This is a genomic window from Streptomyces sp. NPDC057099 (assembly GCF_042671245.1).
GTDB classification, from domain to species: Bacteria; Actinomycetota; Actinomycetes; order Streptomycetales; family Streptomycetaceae; genus Streptomyces; species Streptomyces purpurascens.
Map to the genome: position 1 here is coordinate 77,500 of NZ_JBHUTX010000014.1, position 13,381 is coordinate 90,880.

11 protein-coding genes are annotated in these 13,381 nt (G+C 69.7%); 6 read left to right on the forward strand and 5 right to left on the reverse strand.

The genetic code is table 11. The annotated features are described in order from the left end of the window. Window positions 1-53: 53 nt before the first annotated feature. Window positions 54-1,580, forward strand: coding sequence for an NCS1 family nucleobase:cation symporter-1 (locus ACFT4A_RS19850; RefSeq protein ID WP_382831947.1), 1,527 nt, complete (start codon window positions 54-56; stop codon window positions 1,578-1,580). Between the two features lie 24 nt (window positions 1,581-1,604). Here the strand turns inward: ACFT4A_RS19850 and ACFT4A_RS19855 are convergent, their stop codons facing one another. After that, window positions 1,605-2,279, reverse strand: a complete 675-nt coding sequence (locus ACFT4A_RS19855; protein ID WP_382831949.1) for a hypothetical protein — start codon at window positions 2,277-2,279, stop codon at window positions 1,605-1,607. A 151-nt stretch (window positions 2,280-2,430) separates the two neighbouring features. Between ACFT4A_RS19855 and ACFT4A_RS19860 the strand changes: the two genes are divergently transcribed. Next, window positions 2,431-2,895: a hypothetical protein gene (locus ACFT4A_RS19860; protein WP_382831950.1), complete on the forward strand. Its 465-nt coding sequence runs from the start codon at window positions 2,431-2,433 to the stop codon at window positions 2,893-2,895. 71 nt (window positions 2,896-2,966) lie between these two features. Here ACFT4A_RS19860 and ACFT4A_RS19865 read toward each other — a convergent pair whose 3' ends face one another. From ACFT4A_RS19865 to ACFT4A_RS19875, 3 genes are read right to left on the reverse strand one after another with little or no spacing between them, the layout of a single operon-like run. Further along, window positions 2,967-3,668 (reverse strand): hypothetical protein, encoded by a 702-nt coding sequence (locus ACFT4A_RS19865; protein WP_382831952.1) that lies wholly within the window; start codon window positions 3,666-3,668, stop codon window positions 2,967-2,969. After that, window positions 3,668-6,667 (reverse strand): hypothetical protein, encoded by a 3,000-nt coding sequence (locus ACFT4A_RS19870; RefSeq protein ID WP_382831954.1) that lies wholly within the window; start codon window positions 6,665-6,667, stop codon window positions 3,668-3,670. The genes ACFT4A_RS19865 and ACFT4A_RS19870 overlap by 1 nt, the downstream gene beginning before the upstream one ends. An 8-nt stretch (window positions 6,668-6,675) precedes the next feature. Then, window positions 6,676-7,200 (reverse strand): DUF2690 domain-containing protein, encoded by a 525-nt coding sequence (locus tag ACFT4A_RS19875; RefSeq protein ID WP_382831956.1) that lies wholly within the window; start codon window positions 7,198-7,200, stop codon window positions 6,676-6,678. Window positions 7,201-7,513: 313 nt separating this feature from the next. On the opposite strand from ACFT4A_RS19875, the gene ACFT4A_RS19880 reads away from it, so the two are divergent. From ACFT4A_RS19880 to ACFT4A_RS19895, 4 genes are all read left to right on the forward strand, one after another. Then, window positions 7,514-9,352, forward strand: coding sequence for a gamma-glutamyltransferase family protein (locus ACFT4A_RS19880; RefSeq protein WP_382831957.1), 1,839 nt, complete (start codon window positions 7,514-7,516; stop codon window positions 9,350-9,352). Between the two features lie 121 nt (window positions 9,353-9,473). Beyond that, the gene (locus ACFT4A_RS19885) at window positions 9,474-10,319 is read left to right on the forward strand and encodes an inositol monophosphatase family protein (protein WP_382831959.1); all 846 of its coding nucleotides are present in this window, start codon (window positions 9,474-9,476) and stop codon (window positions 10,317-10,319) included. Between the two features lie 180 nt (window positions 10,320-10,499). Further along, window positions 10,500-11,909 carry a phytoene desaturase family protein gene (locus ACFT4A_RS19890; protein ID WP_382831961.1) on the forward strand — a complete coding sequence of 470 codons (1,410 nt, stop codon included), beginning with the start codon at window positions 10,500-10,502 and terminating at the stop codon, window positions 11,907-11,909. Further along, window positions 11,906-12,415 (forward strand): O-acetyl-ADP-ribose deacetylase, encoded by a 510-nt coding sequence (locus tag ACFT4A_RS19895; protein ID WP_382831963.1) that lies wholly within the window; start codon window positions 11,906-11,908, stop codon window positions 12,413-12,415. Before ACFT4A_RS19890 ends, ACFT4A_RS19895 begins: the two co-directional genes overlap by 4 nt. A gap of 13 nt (window positions 12,416-12,428) precedes the next feature. Here ACFT4A_RS19895 and ACFT4A_RS19900 read toward each other — a convergent pair whose 3' ends face one another. Then, window positions 12,429-13,265, reverse strand: coding sequence for a class II glutamine amidotransferase (locus tag ACFT4A_RS19900; RefSeq protein ID WP_382831965.1), 837 nt, complete (start codon window positions 13,263-13,265; stop codon window positions 12,429-12,431). Window positions 13,266-13,381: the final 116 nt, after the last annotated feature.

Below are 13,381 nucleotides of genomic sequence, written 5' to 3' on the forward strand. Positions count from 1 at the left end.
CGGCGTCACCCGCATGGCCTTTCCCGTCCCACCTCCCCTGATTGGCCTGGCACATGACCGATACCGCTCCCACGGCCCCACCGCCGACCTCCCAAGTCACCCTCGCCGACGGCCGGGTGGAGATCGCCCCGGGCGCCCCCGCACCGACCGGTCCCTACGCCAACGAGGACCTGCTGCCGGTCCCCGTCGAGAAGCGCACCTGGACCACGTACAACTTCTCCGCGCTGTGGGTCGGCATGGCCCACAACACGGCCTCCTGGACCCTGGCCTCCGGGCTCATAGCCGTCGGCATGGACTGGAAGCAGGCGGTGCTCACCATCGCCCTGGCCAACGTCATCGTGCTGATACCGATGCTGCTCACCGGGCACGCCGGACCGAAGTACGGCATACCCTTCCCGGTCTTCGCCCGGGCCTCCTTCGGTATCCGCGGGGCCAACCTGCCCGCCGTCGTACGGGCGTTGGTCGCGTGCGGCTGGTTCGGCATCCAGACCTGGATCGGCGGCGAGGCCATCTACTTCCTCGCCGGCAAGCTGATCGGGAGCGGCTGGACGGACGCCGCGAAGGTCGGCGGCTACGCCTGGACCATGTGGCTGTCGTTCGCCATCTTCTGGGCGCTGCAGGTCGTCATCATCTACCGGGGCATGGAGACGATCCGCCGCTTCGAGAACTGGGCGGCGCCCTTCGTGCTCGTCGGCGCGTTCGTGATGCTGTGGTGGATGAGCGACAAGGCGGGCGGCTTCGGCCCGCTGTTCGACCAGCCGTCGAAGCTCGGCTGGGGCGCCGACTTCTGGAAGCTCTTCGCACCGGCCCTGATGGGCATGATCGGCTTCTGGTCCACGCTGTCGCTGAACATCCCCGACTTCACCCGCTACGGCAAGAGCCAGAAGGCGCAGACCCGGGGCCAGGCGCTCGGCCTGCCGACGACCATGACGCTCTTCGCCTTCCTGTCCGTGATGGTCACCTCGGGTTCGCAAGCCGTCTACGGCGAGGCGATCTGGGACCCGGTACAGCTCGCCGCCAAGACGGACAGCACGGTGGGCCTGCTCTTCGCTCTGGTCACGGTCCTGGTGGCGACACTGTCGGTCAACGTCGCGGCCAACCTGGTCTCACCGGCCTTCGACTTCTCCAACATCGCGCCCCGCAGGATCAGTTTCCGGGCCGGCGCCCTCGCCACCTGCGTCCTCGGTGTGCTGATCTTCCCGTGGAAGCTGTACTCCGACCCGCAGGGCTACATCTTCACCTGGCTCGGCCTGGTCGGCGGGCTGCTCGGCACCGTCGCGGGCATCCTCATCGCCGACTACTGGATCCTGCGCCGCGCCCGCCTGGACCTGGCCGACCTGTACCGCACGGGCGGCCGCTACTGGTACGAGGGCGGCTGGAACTGGCGGGCTGTCGTGGCCTTCGCGGTCGGCGGCATCCTCGCCGTCGGCGGCGCGAGCTTCAAGCCGCTGATCGACGGCCGTCCGATCCCGGCGCTGGCCGACCTGGCCGACTACGGCTGGGCGGTGGGCCTGGGCACGTCGATGGTGCTGTACCTGGTGCTGATGGCGCTGCGGGGCCGGAACCGCACCACGGTCTGACACGGGTGGTGCGCTGGAGGGCGATCAGCCCTTGCCGCCTTCGGCCTCCAGCGCGGCCACCGCTTCCTTGGCGGCCTTGATGGCGCCCTTGTTGATGGTGTCCGTACTGGGTGCCTTCTTCGACTCGAAGTCACTGCCGTTGTACGTGATGGTCACCAGGGCGTTGGACGCCGCGACGAACACCTGGCCCTCGCGGGTCTCCTGCTTGTCCTCGTCGGTGAGGTTGACGATGGAGTACGCGGTGTCGCCGAGGCCGGGGACGGCGCCGCCGCCGCTCTTCTCCTCGGTGTGCTTCCGGTAGGCCGTCTGCGCCGCCTCGTCCGACGCCAGCACCTCGTAGGACACGTCGAGCCAGCGGTAGTCGTACCCCTTGAGCGCGTTCCAGGAGCAGGTGCGGCGCAGCTTCGAGTCCGTGGACGGGATCTCTTTCCCGGCCGTCTTGGCGCCCGGCACCAGCGACTCGAGCGTCTTCTTGGCGAGGCTCTCGCACGGCGCCGGCGCGGCCGAGTACGCCTTCGACACCGTCTCCGTCGACGGGCCGGCCGCGGACTGGGTCTCGGTCTTCTCGTCGGCCGAGGTCTGCTCGGCGGCCTGTGGCGCGGCGAGCGGACCGGACGACAGGGACCAGCCCATGATCGCGAGCACGACCACCGGAGACAGGCGTGCGGTCAGGGCCAGGGGCAGAGGTAGGGAACGCACGGCGCCCTTCTGTGGGGGACAGACGGTGCGGAGCGGGCCCGCACGGCGGACGGAACGACAGTGTCACACGAGTCCCCGTGGTGCGGAAGTGCGGTCCGGTACACGACCGGCGGGAATACCGTTCGCACCGGCGCGGTCGCGCTGCGCAGCCTTGATCCGTGCCTTCGGCGCCGCCCTGGAAAAGTCGGGATTTACCCCAACTTCCCACCATTCAACAACCAAAATTGACGCGTACATGCGGTATGATGCGCCCCTGGAAGTCTACACAGAAGAGAGCGTTGTGAAGAAAGCGCGCCTATGTCTGCTGGTGGTGGCATGCATTCTCATGGCCGTCTCATGCACGGGAAGTGACACGGCTGTTGACACGTCCCGCCTGACGGACCGGGAAGAGGAATGGGTCGAGTTCTCCTACGCGCACGAGAAGAGCGACGAGATCAAACGGACGTGGGAAGAACTGACCGCTGCAGGCGTCAAGTCCTACCTTGACAAGCAGCGTCCCCGCCTGTGTGGCGACACGGCGTCACTGATGCAGAGCCTGAAGGAATCCGGCTACGAGGCGGGCGAAATGCAGGAGTACAAGCAAAAGACCGAAGAGCTCATCTGCTCGCCCCTGTAGAGCGAATTGCCTGGGCCGGCGGGGCGAAGGTCCCTGCCGGCGACAGCAGGGACCTTCGCTCTGTAAGCCGGCTAGTTGCGCTGTGCCACCGCGCCTCCGAGGATCCTCAGCGAGTATTTGTCGTACGCCCGGTGCAGAATCATCGTCACCGGACCCGAGGTGAACACCCCGCTGACCACGTACTCCTTCTTGTTGCCCGTCTCGGCAACCCGTTTCTCGTACAGGGAGTCGGTCTCCTTCCGGGCCTGCTTGAGCCACGAGGAAGCCTTGCCGTGGTCGACTCCCGCCACGTCGAGCCGAGTGCAGGCGGCGAGGAAGTCAGGACCATCGGGCTGGTTCGCGCCGGTTCTGCACAACAGGGATGACATGTTCTCGTGATCGGCGTATCCGGCCGAAACCGACACCCCGTTCCCCCCGCGCCCGTGGACGTAGGTTCTCTTCTTGCCGTCGGGCATCTCCTGCTCAACGGGCTTGCCCAGCTTCAGTTTCCAGTCTTTCGAGAGTCCGGCGAGGAAGTCCTTGCCGGTGTATCCGGTGGCCATCGTGTCCGCCGTGCCCAAGCCGGGGCGCTTGTCGCCACTCACCGGATGTTTCGGCAGATCGGCGGCACGCGGCGCGGTCCGCTCCTCGGATGGCTCAGGGCCAGACGCTGCGGCCTTGGAACGGTGGGGCGCCGCCGATCCGGGGCTGTTCTGGTTGCTGCAGGAGACGGCCCCCGCCGCGCCGATGACGACAGTCATCAGCACGACGGGAACACGGACGGCGGCGCGCATCACAGGCCACCGTCGTTGAGGTTGCACGCACCGGGCTCGGCGTAATTGAACGGGACGAAGGCGATCGCGTCGAACACCACGTTGTCGTCTCCGGTGCCGGCGTCATGGAGATTGTCCGCCTCGATCCGGCCGCCCTTCCAGAAGGAGAAGGTGCCCATCTCGAACCAGGTGTCTTTGCCCGCGCTGCGGGTTCCCTGGTTGACCCGGCAGTAGTCGGACTTGGCGCCGGCCGTGTTGTCGCCCGGGATGAAGTTGTACCGGACGACCGCCTCCGCGCCGTGGCTGGGCAGGTGGACATAAACCTTGTAGCGCTGGCCGGGCTGGTCCCCCGAGGGCAACTTGGCCTGGTTGACCTCCCACCGGCCGGTGACCTTGTGGAAGTAGTCGGTGTCTCCGTAGCTGTGCGTGAAGTAGACGTGGTGGTCGTACCCCGCGCCGAGCTGGTGGAGGTCGATGGGGGCGAGGTAGGGGGTCGCGCGGAACGTGCCGTCGTCCCTCAGCGTGGTGATGTTGTCACCGGCCTGAAGGGTGAACTTGCCGTCGTCGGCTGCCTCGAAGTCCCCGCATCCGTAGGTGTCCTCGTGCTGGCCGAGGTCATCGACGATGATGGCGTTGGTGTAGACGCTCGGGTGGTCGATGCACGGACCGTGACCGTACTTGCTCTTCAGCTCGGGCTCTCCCGACCCGGGCGAGTAGTTGAGCTTCTCGGTACTGGAGTTGCTGCTGCTCTGCGAGCCCATCCAGTTCACGCTGCCGTCCCAGTAGCACTTCGCGTCCCAGCTCGGGCACGGGTCGGCCGCGTCCGGGTCGCACGCGTTGATGGACGGGTTGCAGAACAGGGTGCGCGGGGCTGCCGTGATTCCGCCGAGCGGCATGTTCGGCTCGGAGTACGACTCTTCTCCGTCCCACGTCATCTGTGGGACTTCCGCCCAGCCGAAGATCTTTTCCGGGTAGTTCCAGTCGCCGGGGTGGGAGGCGTCGTCATAGCTGTGGCGCAGGAACGGTTGCCGGTCGGCGGGATAGCGCGGGTTGATCGGGTTGTTGAAGAAGCCCAGGCCGACGGAGCCGGAGGTGTAGACACCGGAGTTGTAGCCCCACAGCGCCGTGTACCAGTTCTCGATGTAGGCCGGGTTGCCGTTGTTGGTGTTCATGCCCAGCGCCTTGAGCTGGTTCCACTTCTCGGCCAGGATGCCTAGGCCGGCGGCGATGTTCGCGGCGTAGTCAGTGGTGACAGCGCCGGCGCGCAAGGTGTCGAACTGCTCGGCGTGCTCCTCGGACATGCCGGTCGTCACCTGGGCGATGCCGTAGCCGCAGTCGGCCTTGGCCCGCGTGGGGTAGCCGTGGATGCCGTTCTCGTTGCCGTACCAGTCGGACTTGGTGACGTTGCCCGAGTCGCCGTTCATGGAGTGCCAGGACGCCTGCTTGAAGTTGGACTCCTGGGCGAGGATGCCCAGCATGACCTGGGCGGGGATCTCGCCCCCGCCGGTCAGCCCCGGCTTGGGGAACAGGCCCTGCGGGGTGTAGGCGCCCAGGCCGGTGTCGTGCCAGTTCGTCGGGCGGGCGACCTTCAGGGTGCCGTGGACAGCCTGGTCGACTGCCCACTCGACCATGTTCGCGCTGGCCTGGAGCGCCTGGCGCTTGGGGTCGTTGCGCTTGACGATGCAGGGGGATTCCATCTCCCCGACCTTGCCGTAGACGGCCGCGCCGGATCCGGACAGGCACTGCGTTTCCGGCATGCCCTCACCGCAGGTGAGAGGATCCTGGTCATCGGGTCCGGCGACGGTGAACGCGGCCGGGTCCAGCGGCAGCGAGGAATCCGGCTTCGGCCGCTTGCGGTCGGCGTCCACGAGCGTGGTGGCCTTCGCGCCGGTCTTGAGGGCGGTCGCCTTGACGGTCAGCGTTCCGGCGCCCTTGTCCGAGGGCGAGCCGACACGGGTGGTGATGCCCTTCATCTGCTCGGAGAACACCGAGTTTGTCACCAGGTGCCCGTGGCGGGAGATCCCGGCCACGTGGCCGTCCACCGCGTGCTTGGAAAGCCCCGGGGCCTTACTGGTGTCGATTCCCTTCACATCGCCGACGACCGCATCGCCGTCCGCCACGGGGAGGAGCTTGACCTCCCCCTTCGGGGCGCGGCCCAGTTCGGTGAAGTCCTTGCCGTTGTAACGGGAGATGATGCTGCTCTCGCCGGCGACCGTGCCGACGTCCACGGTGCCGTTCTTCGAAGCCGTCAGCGCGAACATCGGGCCGGGTACCGCAGCGAGCTTGCGGGCGGACAGCTTCTTGCCGTCGGCCTTCAGATCGACGAGATCGCCGTCGAGTACGCCGACGGTGCCCTTGCGGGTGGGCGTGACGTGCGTCAGGTAGCCGTTGACCGTGCGGCGGGAGGAAACCGATCCCGTGGCCGCGTCGACCGATGTCACCGTCGTTGCGCCGGCGGACTTGTCGGTGGCCGAACTGGAGGTGAACGCCACCTCGTCGCCGGTTCCGCAGCCCGGCGTGAAGTACGCCAGTTGCACCCGGTCGGGAATCTCTGTGACCTTGCCGTCGGAGAGACGGATCACCGCGGCGAACGCGCCGTTCTCGTACGCGCCGGGTTCGTTGGACCAGACCGACGGCGCGTAGACCGCTGCCGCGTAGTTCCCTGACCCCGTGGTGCAGACGTAGCCCGTCCACGGGCCGACGTCGGACAGTTCCTTGCGGTTGAGGCGGGCGATCTCGTAGAAGGAGAACCCGTCGCTCTCCCTCGCCGCGAGGATGTGCAGCCCCTCGGCGTCGCCGGTGGCCTGCACGATGGCATCCGGTGACGAGGTGTAGCCCGATCCCAGCTCCTTGCCGGGTGCCGAGAACAGGCGCGGCGTCGCGTCGTCCGAGGCGGTGGGGGCCGCCTGGGCCGTGGCGTCCAGGGAGGTCAGGGGGGCCAGGGCGGCGGATGCCGCCACCACGCTCATGACCAGCAGCGGGTTCGCGGAGAAGTATCTCCTGAGGCGTCTTGTGCGCATCGTCTTCCTCACAGCCAGTCCGTACACAAGCCATGCACGAGCGGGAGGCTCGCGTTGTTGTTGTTCTTGATGTACGTCACAGGCGCGGGGTCGTACTGAGCATTGACGTCGTTCCAGCACGCCTTCGCGGTCGTGGTCTTCCAGTTCTGCATCTTGGTGTAGGCGCCTGCCACACCGTCGGAGAGGAGACCCGTGGTGTCGTGCTCCTGAATGCCGCCGTCGGAAGCACGTGTCGTCCACAATGTCCCGTACACGTAGTCAGGGGACGTGTCGAGATCACGTGAGATCTTCATCCATACCCCCTGGCACTTCGGCGACCACATGAGCCGCACCACGACCGACTCGTCCGCCTCGGTGACCTGTTGAAGAATCTCGGCGTCGTCGTCACACCCCATCTGAATGGGGTCCTTTCCCGAGCAGGTGGCTCGCCAGCAGTCCGCCGCGGCTGCCGGGGACGCCTGAATTCCCTGAAAGGCTCCGGCCAGCAGCGTCAGGGCAGCCGCTGCCGGGCCCCATCTCCGTATGCCGTGCACACGCATCACCTCAGATCTCTCTCTTCCGTAATGCGGCAAGCACAACACCTATGCCCGTATTCATCCGTGATGCCCCCATGTAACTTCGGTGTCAAAGGCAGGCGCAGTTTACGGGAACACGTGCGCGACGCAGTGGAGTTGAGTCGCTCTTTACCTGCGTCGATGTCGAGGACGGGCGCGCCGCGTCGTATTCGGCGCATCGAAGTGGATTGCCGGGGGGAGTGCTGAAGCGCGCCAATGTCTTAAACTCCCCGGAATTCTCCCGTACGATCCCGAGCTCCCCTCACCCCGGCCGATGTGCCTGGACAGCGAGATGAGAGGCCCTGTGTTCACGACCCGCCCCACCCTCCAGGGCACCTTCGGCATGGTTTCCTCCACCCACTGGCTCGCCTCCCAGTCGGCGATGGCCGTTCTGGAGGACGGCGGCAATGCCTATGACGCCGCCGTGGCGGGCGCGTTCGTGCTGCATGTGGTGGAGCCGCATCTGAACGGTCCGGCCGGCGAGGTGCCGATCCTGCTGGCCCCGGCCGGCGGTGAGGTGCGGGTGCTGTGCGGACAGGGCGTCGCACCGGCCGGGGCGACCGTCGCGCACTACCGGGGTCTCGGCCTGGACCTCGTCCCCGGCACCGGGCCGCTCGCCGCCGCCGTGCCGGGCGCGTTCGACGCCTGGATGGTGCTGCTGCGCGATCACGGCACCAAGTCCCTCGCCGACGTCCTGAAGTACGCCATCGGGTACGCCGAGCACGGGCACGCGCCCGTGGAGCGCGTCGGGGAGACCGTGGAGACCGTCCGCGAGCTGTTCGAGACGGAGTGGACCTCGTCGGCCGACGTGTACCTGCCCGGCGGAAAGGCACCCCGCCCCGGCGAGCTCTTCGGCAACCCCGTGCTCGCCGCCACTTGGAAGCGGCTGCTCGGCGAGACCGCCGGGGCCGGCGACCGGGAGGCCCGGATCGAGGCCGCGCGGCAGGTGTGGCGCACCGGATTCATCGCCGAGGCCCTCGTACGTCAGGCCGCGCGCCCCACCCTGGACACCAGCGGCACCCACCACACCGGCACCCTCACGGCCGCAGACCTCGCCGCCTGGTCCGCGACCTACGAGACGCCGGTGACGTACGACTGGAACGGCTGGACCGTCTGCAAGCCCGGCCCCTGGAGCCAGGGCCCCGTCCTGCTCCAGCAGCTCGCCCTGCTCCCGCCCGAGCTGCCCCGCTACGGCTCCGCCGACTACGTCCACCTCCTGGTCGAGGGCTGCAAGCTCGCCATGGCCGACCGGGAGGCCTGGTACGGGGACGCCGCCGAGGTGCCGCTCGACGACCTGCTGTCCGACGGGTACAACGCGGCCCGGCGTGCCCTCGTCGGCGAGCGGTCCGACCACGATCTGCGGCCCGGCAGCCCCGGCGGACGCACCCCGAGGCTGTGCGCGCACGCGCGCGGGGCGGCCGCCGCCCAGGAGGGCTGTGACGCCCTGGGCGTCGGCGAACCGACCGTCGCCAAGAGCGCGGCGTCCCCCGTGCCGGGCGAACCGGAGGTCCTCGCCGACGGGACCACCCGGGGCGACACCTGCCACCTCGACGTCGTCGACCGCTGGGGCAACATGGTCTCGGCCACGCCCAGCGGCGGCTGGCTCCAGTCCAACCCCGTCGTGCCCGAACTGGGCTTCCCGCTCGGCACCCGGCTCCAGATGACCTGGCTCGAGGAGGGCCTGCCCAACTCCCTCACCCCCGGTCGCCGCCCCCGCACCACGCTGACGCCCTCGATCGCCCTGCGCGAGGGCGTGCCCGTCATGGCGTTCGGCACCCCGGGCGGCGACCAGCAGGACCAGTGGCAGCTGCACTTCTTCCTCGCGGTCGCGCTGCGCGCCCGGGTCCGCGGCGGCCCCGACCTGCAGGGCGCGATCGACGCCCCCAACTGGCACAACGACAGCTTCCCCGGCTCCTTCTACCCGCGCGGGATGCGCCCGGGGAGCGTCACCGTGGAGTCCCGCACCGACCCGGAGGTCGTCGCGGAGCTGCGGCGGCGCGGCCACGAGGTGACCGTCGGCGGCCCCTGGTCGGAAGGCCGGCTGTGCGCGGTCGCGCGGGACCCGGAGACGGGCGTCCTGTCGGCGGCGGCGAACCCGCGCGGCATGCAGGGATACGCGGTCGGCCGGTGATCCGGCGGGGCCGCCGTCGCCCGGCCCGCACGGGGTCGTCGCTGTTCATCGTTCATCGCGATGCCATCCGGGGTGCACCCGGAGGGTGGGGATTGTCAGTGGCACGTGTTGTCATGGAGGGGTGATCGACAGCAACGAAACCATCGAAGAGTTTCTCGTACAGCACGCCTCCGACGTCGAGGAGGCGATCCGCAAGGCGGCCGCCACCGAGATCATGCCGCGCTGGCGCCGGCTCGCCGCGCACGAGGTCGACGAGAAGAGCGGCCCGCACGACCTGGTGACGGACGCCGACCGCAAGGCCGAGCTCTATCTGACCGACGTCCTGGTCGACCTGCTGCCCGGCTCGGTCGTGGTCGGCGAGGAGGCGGTCCACGCCAACCCGGCGTCGTACGAGGCGATATGCGGCGACGCCCCGGTCTGGATCGTCGACCCAGTGGACGGGACACGGCAGTTCGTGCACGGCGACGCGGGGTTCTGCACCCTGGTCGCGCTGGCGCAGGGCGGCACCCTGCTCGCCTCCTGGACCTACGCCCCCGCCCGTGAGCAGTTCGCCACCGCCCAGCGCGGCAAGGGCGCCTACCTCGACGGCGAGCGGCTGTTCGCCGGAGTGCCGGAGCCCGGCCGGGACCTCCGCGTGGCCACCTCCCACCCCGACTACACGACGGACGAACAGAAGCACGCCCTGCTCGGCCTGCGCACCGAGGGCGTGGCACCGCGCCCGTGCGGCTCGGCCGGACTGGAGTATCTCGCCATCGCCCGGGGCGAGTCGGACGCCATTGCCTTCTCCTGGGAGGCCGCGTGGGACCACGCCGCAGGGCTGCTCCTGGTCGAGGAGGCGGGCGGCACCCACCTGACCCGCTCGGGCGAGCCGTTCCGCATCACGGGCGGCAACGACCTCCCCTTCACCGCGGCCCGCGACGCGGCCACGGCCCGCCATGTGGCGGGACTGCTGTCGGGCGGAGCCTGACGGTCACCGAACGTACACACCTGGTCGCTCGACGGCGCTCCTGACGCCTCCAGAGGCCTTCCAGGCGTCCTCCAGGCCTCTTCGAGGCCGGAAATCACCCGCGGCCGGTGACTGTCAGTCCCCGGGCATATCCTGACCTTCAGTGGCCGTCGGCTGACGAAGGGGTCAGAGGTGCCGTCGATGCTCGATGCCGTCGTAGTGGGTGCGGGACCCAACGGACTGACCGCGGCCGTGGAGCTGGCCCGCCGCGGCTTCTCCGTCGCCGTCTTCGAGGCCCGGGGCACCGTGGGCGGCGGAGCCCGCACCGAGGAGCTCACCCTGCCCGGCTTCCGGCACGACCCGTGCTCCGCCGCGCACCCGCTCGGCATCAACTCACCGGCGTTCCGCGCCCTGCCGCTGGAGCGGTACGGCCTGGAGTGGCTGCACGCCGAGCTGCCCATGGCGCACCCCTTCCCGGACGGCACGGCGGCCGTGCTGTCCCGGTCGGTGGGCGAGACCGCCGCCTCCTTCGGGCCGCGTGACGCCGGGTCGTACCGCAGGCTCGTCGAGCCCTTCCTGCCCAAGTGGGACACCCTGGCCCGGGACTTCATGTCCCTGCCGCTCACCGCGCTGCCCCGCGACCCGGTCACCCTCGCCCGCTTCGGCCTCGTCGGCCTGCCCCCGTCGACCCTGCTGATGCGCCGCTTCCGCGACGAACCGGCCAGGACGCTGTTCGCCGGGCTCGTCGCGCACGTCATGGCACCGCTCGGCGGCTTCGCCACCGGCGCCATCGGCCTGGTCTTCGCCCTCGCGGCGCACGCCCGCGGCTGGCCCGTCGCCCGCGGCGGCTCCCAGTCCCTCTCCGACGCCCTCGCCGCCTACCTGCGGGACCTCGGCGGCAGCGTCCACACCGACTACGAGGTCAAGCGCCTCGACGACCTGCCCCCGGCCCGGGCATACGTCTTCGACACCTCGCCCACCGCCCTGGCCCGCATCGCCGGCTTCGGCGACTACTACGCCGACTACCGTTACGGCCCTGGCGTCTTCAAGATCGACTACGCGCTGGACGGGCCCGTGCCGTGGACCGCCAAGGAGGCCCGCGTCGCCGGCACGGTCCAGATCGGCGCGAACAGCGCGGAGATCGGCTCCGCGCTGCGCGCCGCGTCCCGCGAGGACCGGGCCCCCGACAAACCGTTCCTGATCACGGTCCAGCCGAGCGTCGTCGACCCCACCCGGGCCCCGGCGGGCAAGCACGTCTTCTGGGCCTACGGCCACGTCCCGAACGGCTGGACCGGCGACCTCACCGACGCCATCGAGCGCCAACTGGAGCGCTTCGCCCCGGGGTTCCGCGACCGTGTCCTGGCCCGCGCCACCGCGGGCCCGCCCGAACTCGCCGCCCGCAACGCCAACTACGTCGGCGGCGACATCGCCTCCGGCGCGGTCTCCGGACTCCAGCTCCTGCTGCGCCCCAAGGTGACCCCGTTCCCGTACCACACCCCCCATCCGGCAGTCTTCATCTGCTCGTCGGCGACCCCGCCCGGCCCCGGGGTGCACGGCATGTCGGGACACAACGCGGCGAAGGCCGTATGGCGGCGACTGAGGCAGTCATGACCACCATCGAACTGGTCCGGGGCGACATCACCCGCGAGAGCGTCGACGCCATCGTCAACGCGGCCAACTCCTCCCTGCTGGGCGGGGGAGGGGTCGACGGAGCGATCCACCGGCGCGGCGGCCCCGCGATCCTCGAGGACTGCCGCAAGCTCCGCGCCGCCCACTACGGCAAGGGCCTCGCCACCGGGCAGGCCGTCGCCACCACCGCGGGCGACCTGGGCGCCCGCTGGGTGATCCACACGGTCGGCCCCGTGTTCAGCGTGACCGAGGACCGCTCGGACCTCCTCGCCTCCTGCTACCGCGAGTCCCTCCGCGTCGCCGACGAACTCGGCGCCCGTACCGTCGCCTTCCCGGCGATCTCCACCGGCGTCTACCGCTATCCGATGGAGGACGCCGCCCGTATCGCGGTGGACACGGTGCGCGCGGCGCGGACCGATGTCGAGGTGGTCCGGTTCGTCCTCTTCGACGCGCCGGCGTACGAGGTGTTCGCCGCACAGCTGCGCTGAGGCACCCGCGCATTCAGACCGGCTCGGGTTCGAAGTCCCGCAGCAGCTGGTCCTGGCCGGGCTGGATGACGCCGTAGCTGCTCTCCGGTACGGCGTTCCAGACACCGGGCAGATCGCCCAGCGGCTCCGACACGACCAGCCGGGTCTCCTCGGAGACGTGCCTCAGGAACGCGAGGTCGGGGTGGAGGGCACGCACGTCGTCCACCCGGCTGCTGTAGTACAGCGACCGCGAGTCCCTGCCGCTGGAGTACCGGAAGAACCAGATCCGTTCGCCGTCGGTCACCGCCACCGTCATCTGGAGCGGCTGCGGCACCCCCTGCTCGTGCCCCAGCCGCTCGACGAGCCCCGCCATCCGGGCCACCGCGCCCGGCGGGTCGCCGTCGAGCCCGAAGGTGAGGGCCACGTGGAACATCACCTCGGAGTCCGTCGTGCCCTCCAGCGCCGGGAACAGCGCCGGGTCCACGGTCAGCATGAGATCCCGGCGCAGGTCGTGGAACCCGGAGATCGCCCCGTTGTGCATCCACAGCCAGCGTCCGTGGCGGAAGGGATGGCAGTTGGTCTGCTGCACGGTCGTCCCGGTGGAGGCGCGCACATGGGCGAAGAACAGCGACGAGCGGACATGGTCGGCGATCTCCCGCAGATTGCGGTTGCTCCAGGCCGGACCGGTGTCGCGGATGACGGCGGGCGTGCGCAGATGCCACGCGTACCAGCCGATCCCGAAGCCGTCGCCGTTGGTGGTCTCGACACCCATCCGCGCGTGCAGGCTCTGGTCGATCAGCGAGTGCTGCGGACGGTAGAGGACGTCGTCGAGCAGCACCGGGGTGCCCGAGTAGGCGAGCCAGCGGCACATGGTCCGTACCCCCGTTCCGAGCCGTCCGGGCCGAGCCGCACGGCTGTGTAGGTGGTGCGCGTGGACCTCAGCGAACCCCGGCCGCCCCGCGCGCGCATCGCCCGTCGCGGGTGGTC

What these genes read in the sequence shown, in the direction of transcription:
- ACFT4A_RS19850 (WP_382831947.1), top strand. Translation starts at nt 54, where the DNA reads ATGACCGATACCGCTCCCACGGCCCCACCGCCGACCTCCCAAGTCACC.
- ACFT4A_RS19865 (WP_382831952.1), bottom strand. Translation starts at nt 3,668, where the DNA reads ATGCGCGCCGCCGTCCGTGTTCCCGTCGTGCTGATGACTGTCGTCATC.
- ACFT4A_RS19870 (WP_382831954.1), bottom strand. Translation starts at nt 6,667, where the DNA reads ATGCGCACAAGACGCCTCAGGAGATACTTCTCCGCGAACCCGCTGCTG.
- ACFT4A_RS19880 (WP_382831957.1), top strand. Translation starts at nt 7,514, where the DNA reads ATGAGAGGCCCTGTGTTCACGACCCGCCCCACCCTCCAGGGCACCTTC.
- ACFT4A_RS19890 (WP_382831961.1), top strand. Translation starts at nt 10,500, where the DNA reads ATGCTCGATGCCGTCGTAGTGGGTGCGGGACCCAACGGACTGACCGCG.
- ACFT4A_RS19895 (WP_382831963.1), top strand. Translation starts at nt 11,906, where the DNA reads ATGACCACCATCGAACTGGTCCGGGGCGACATCACCCGCGAGAGCGTC.
- ACFT4A_RS19900 (WP_382831965.1), bottom strand. Translation starts at nt 13,265, where the DNA reads ATGTGCCGCTGGCTCGCCTACTCGGGCACCCCGGTGCTGCTCGACGAC.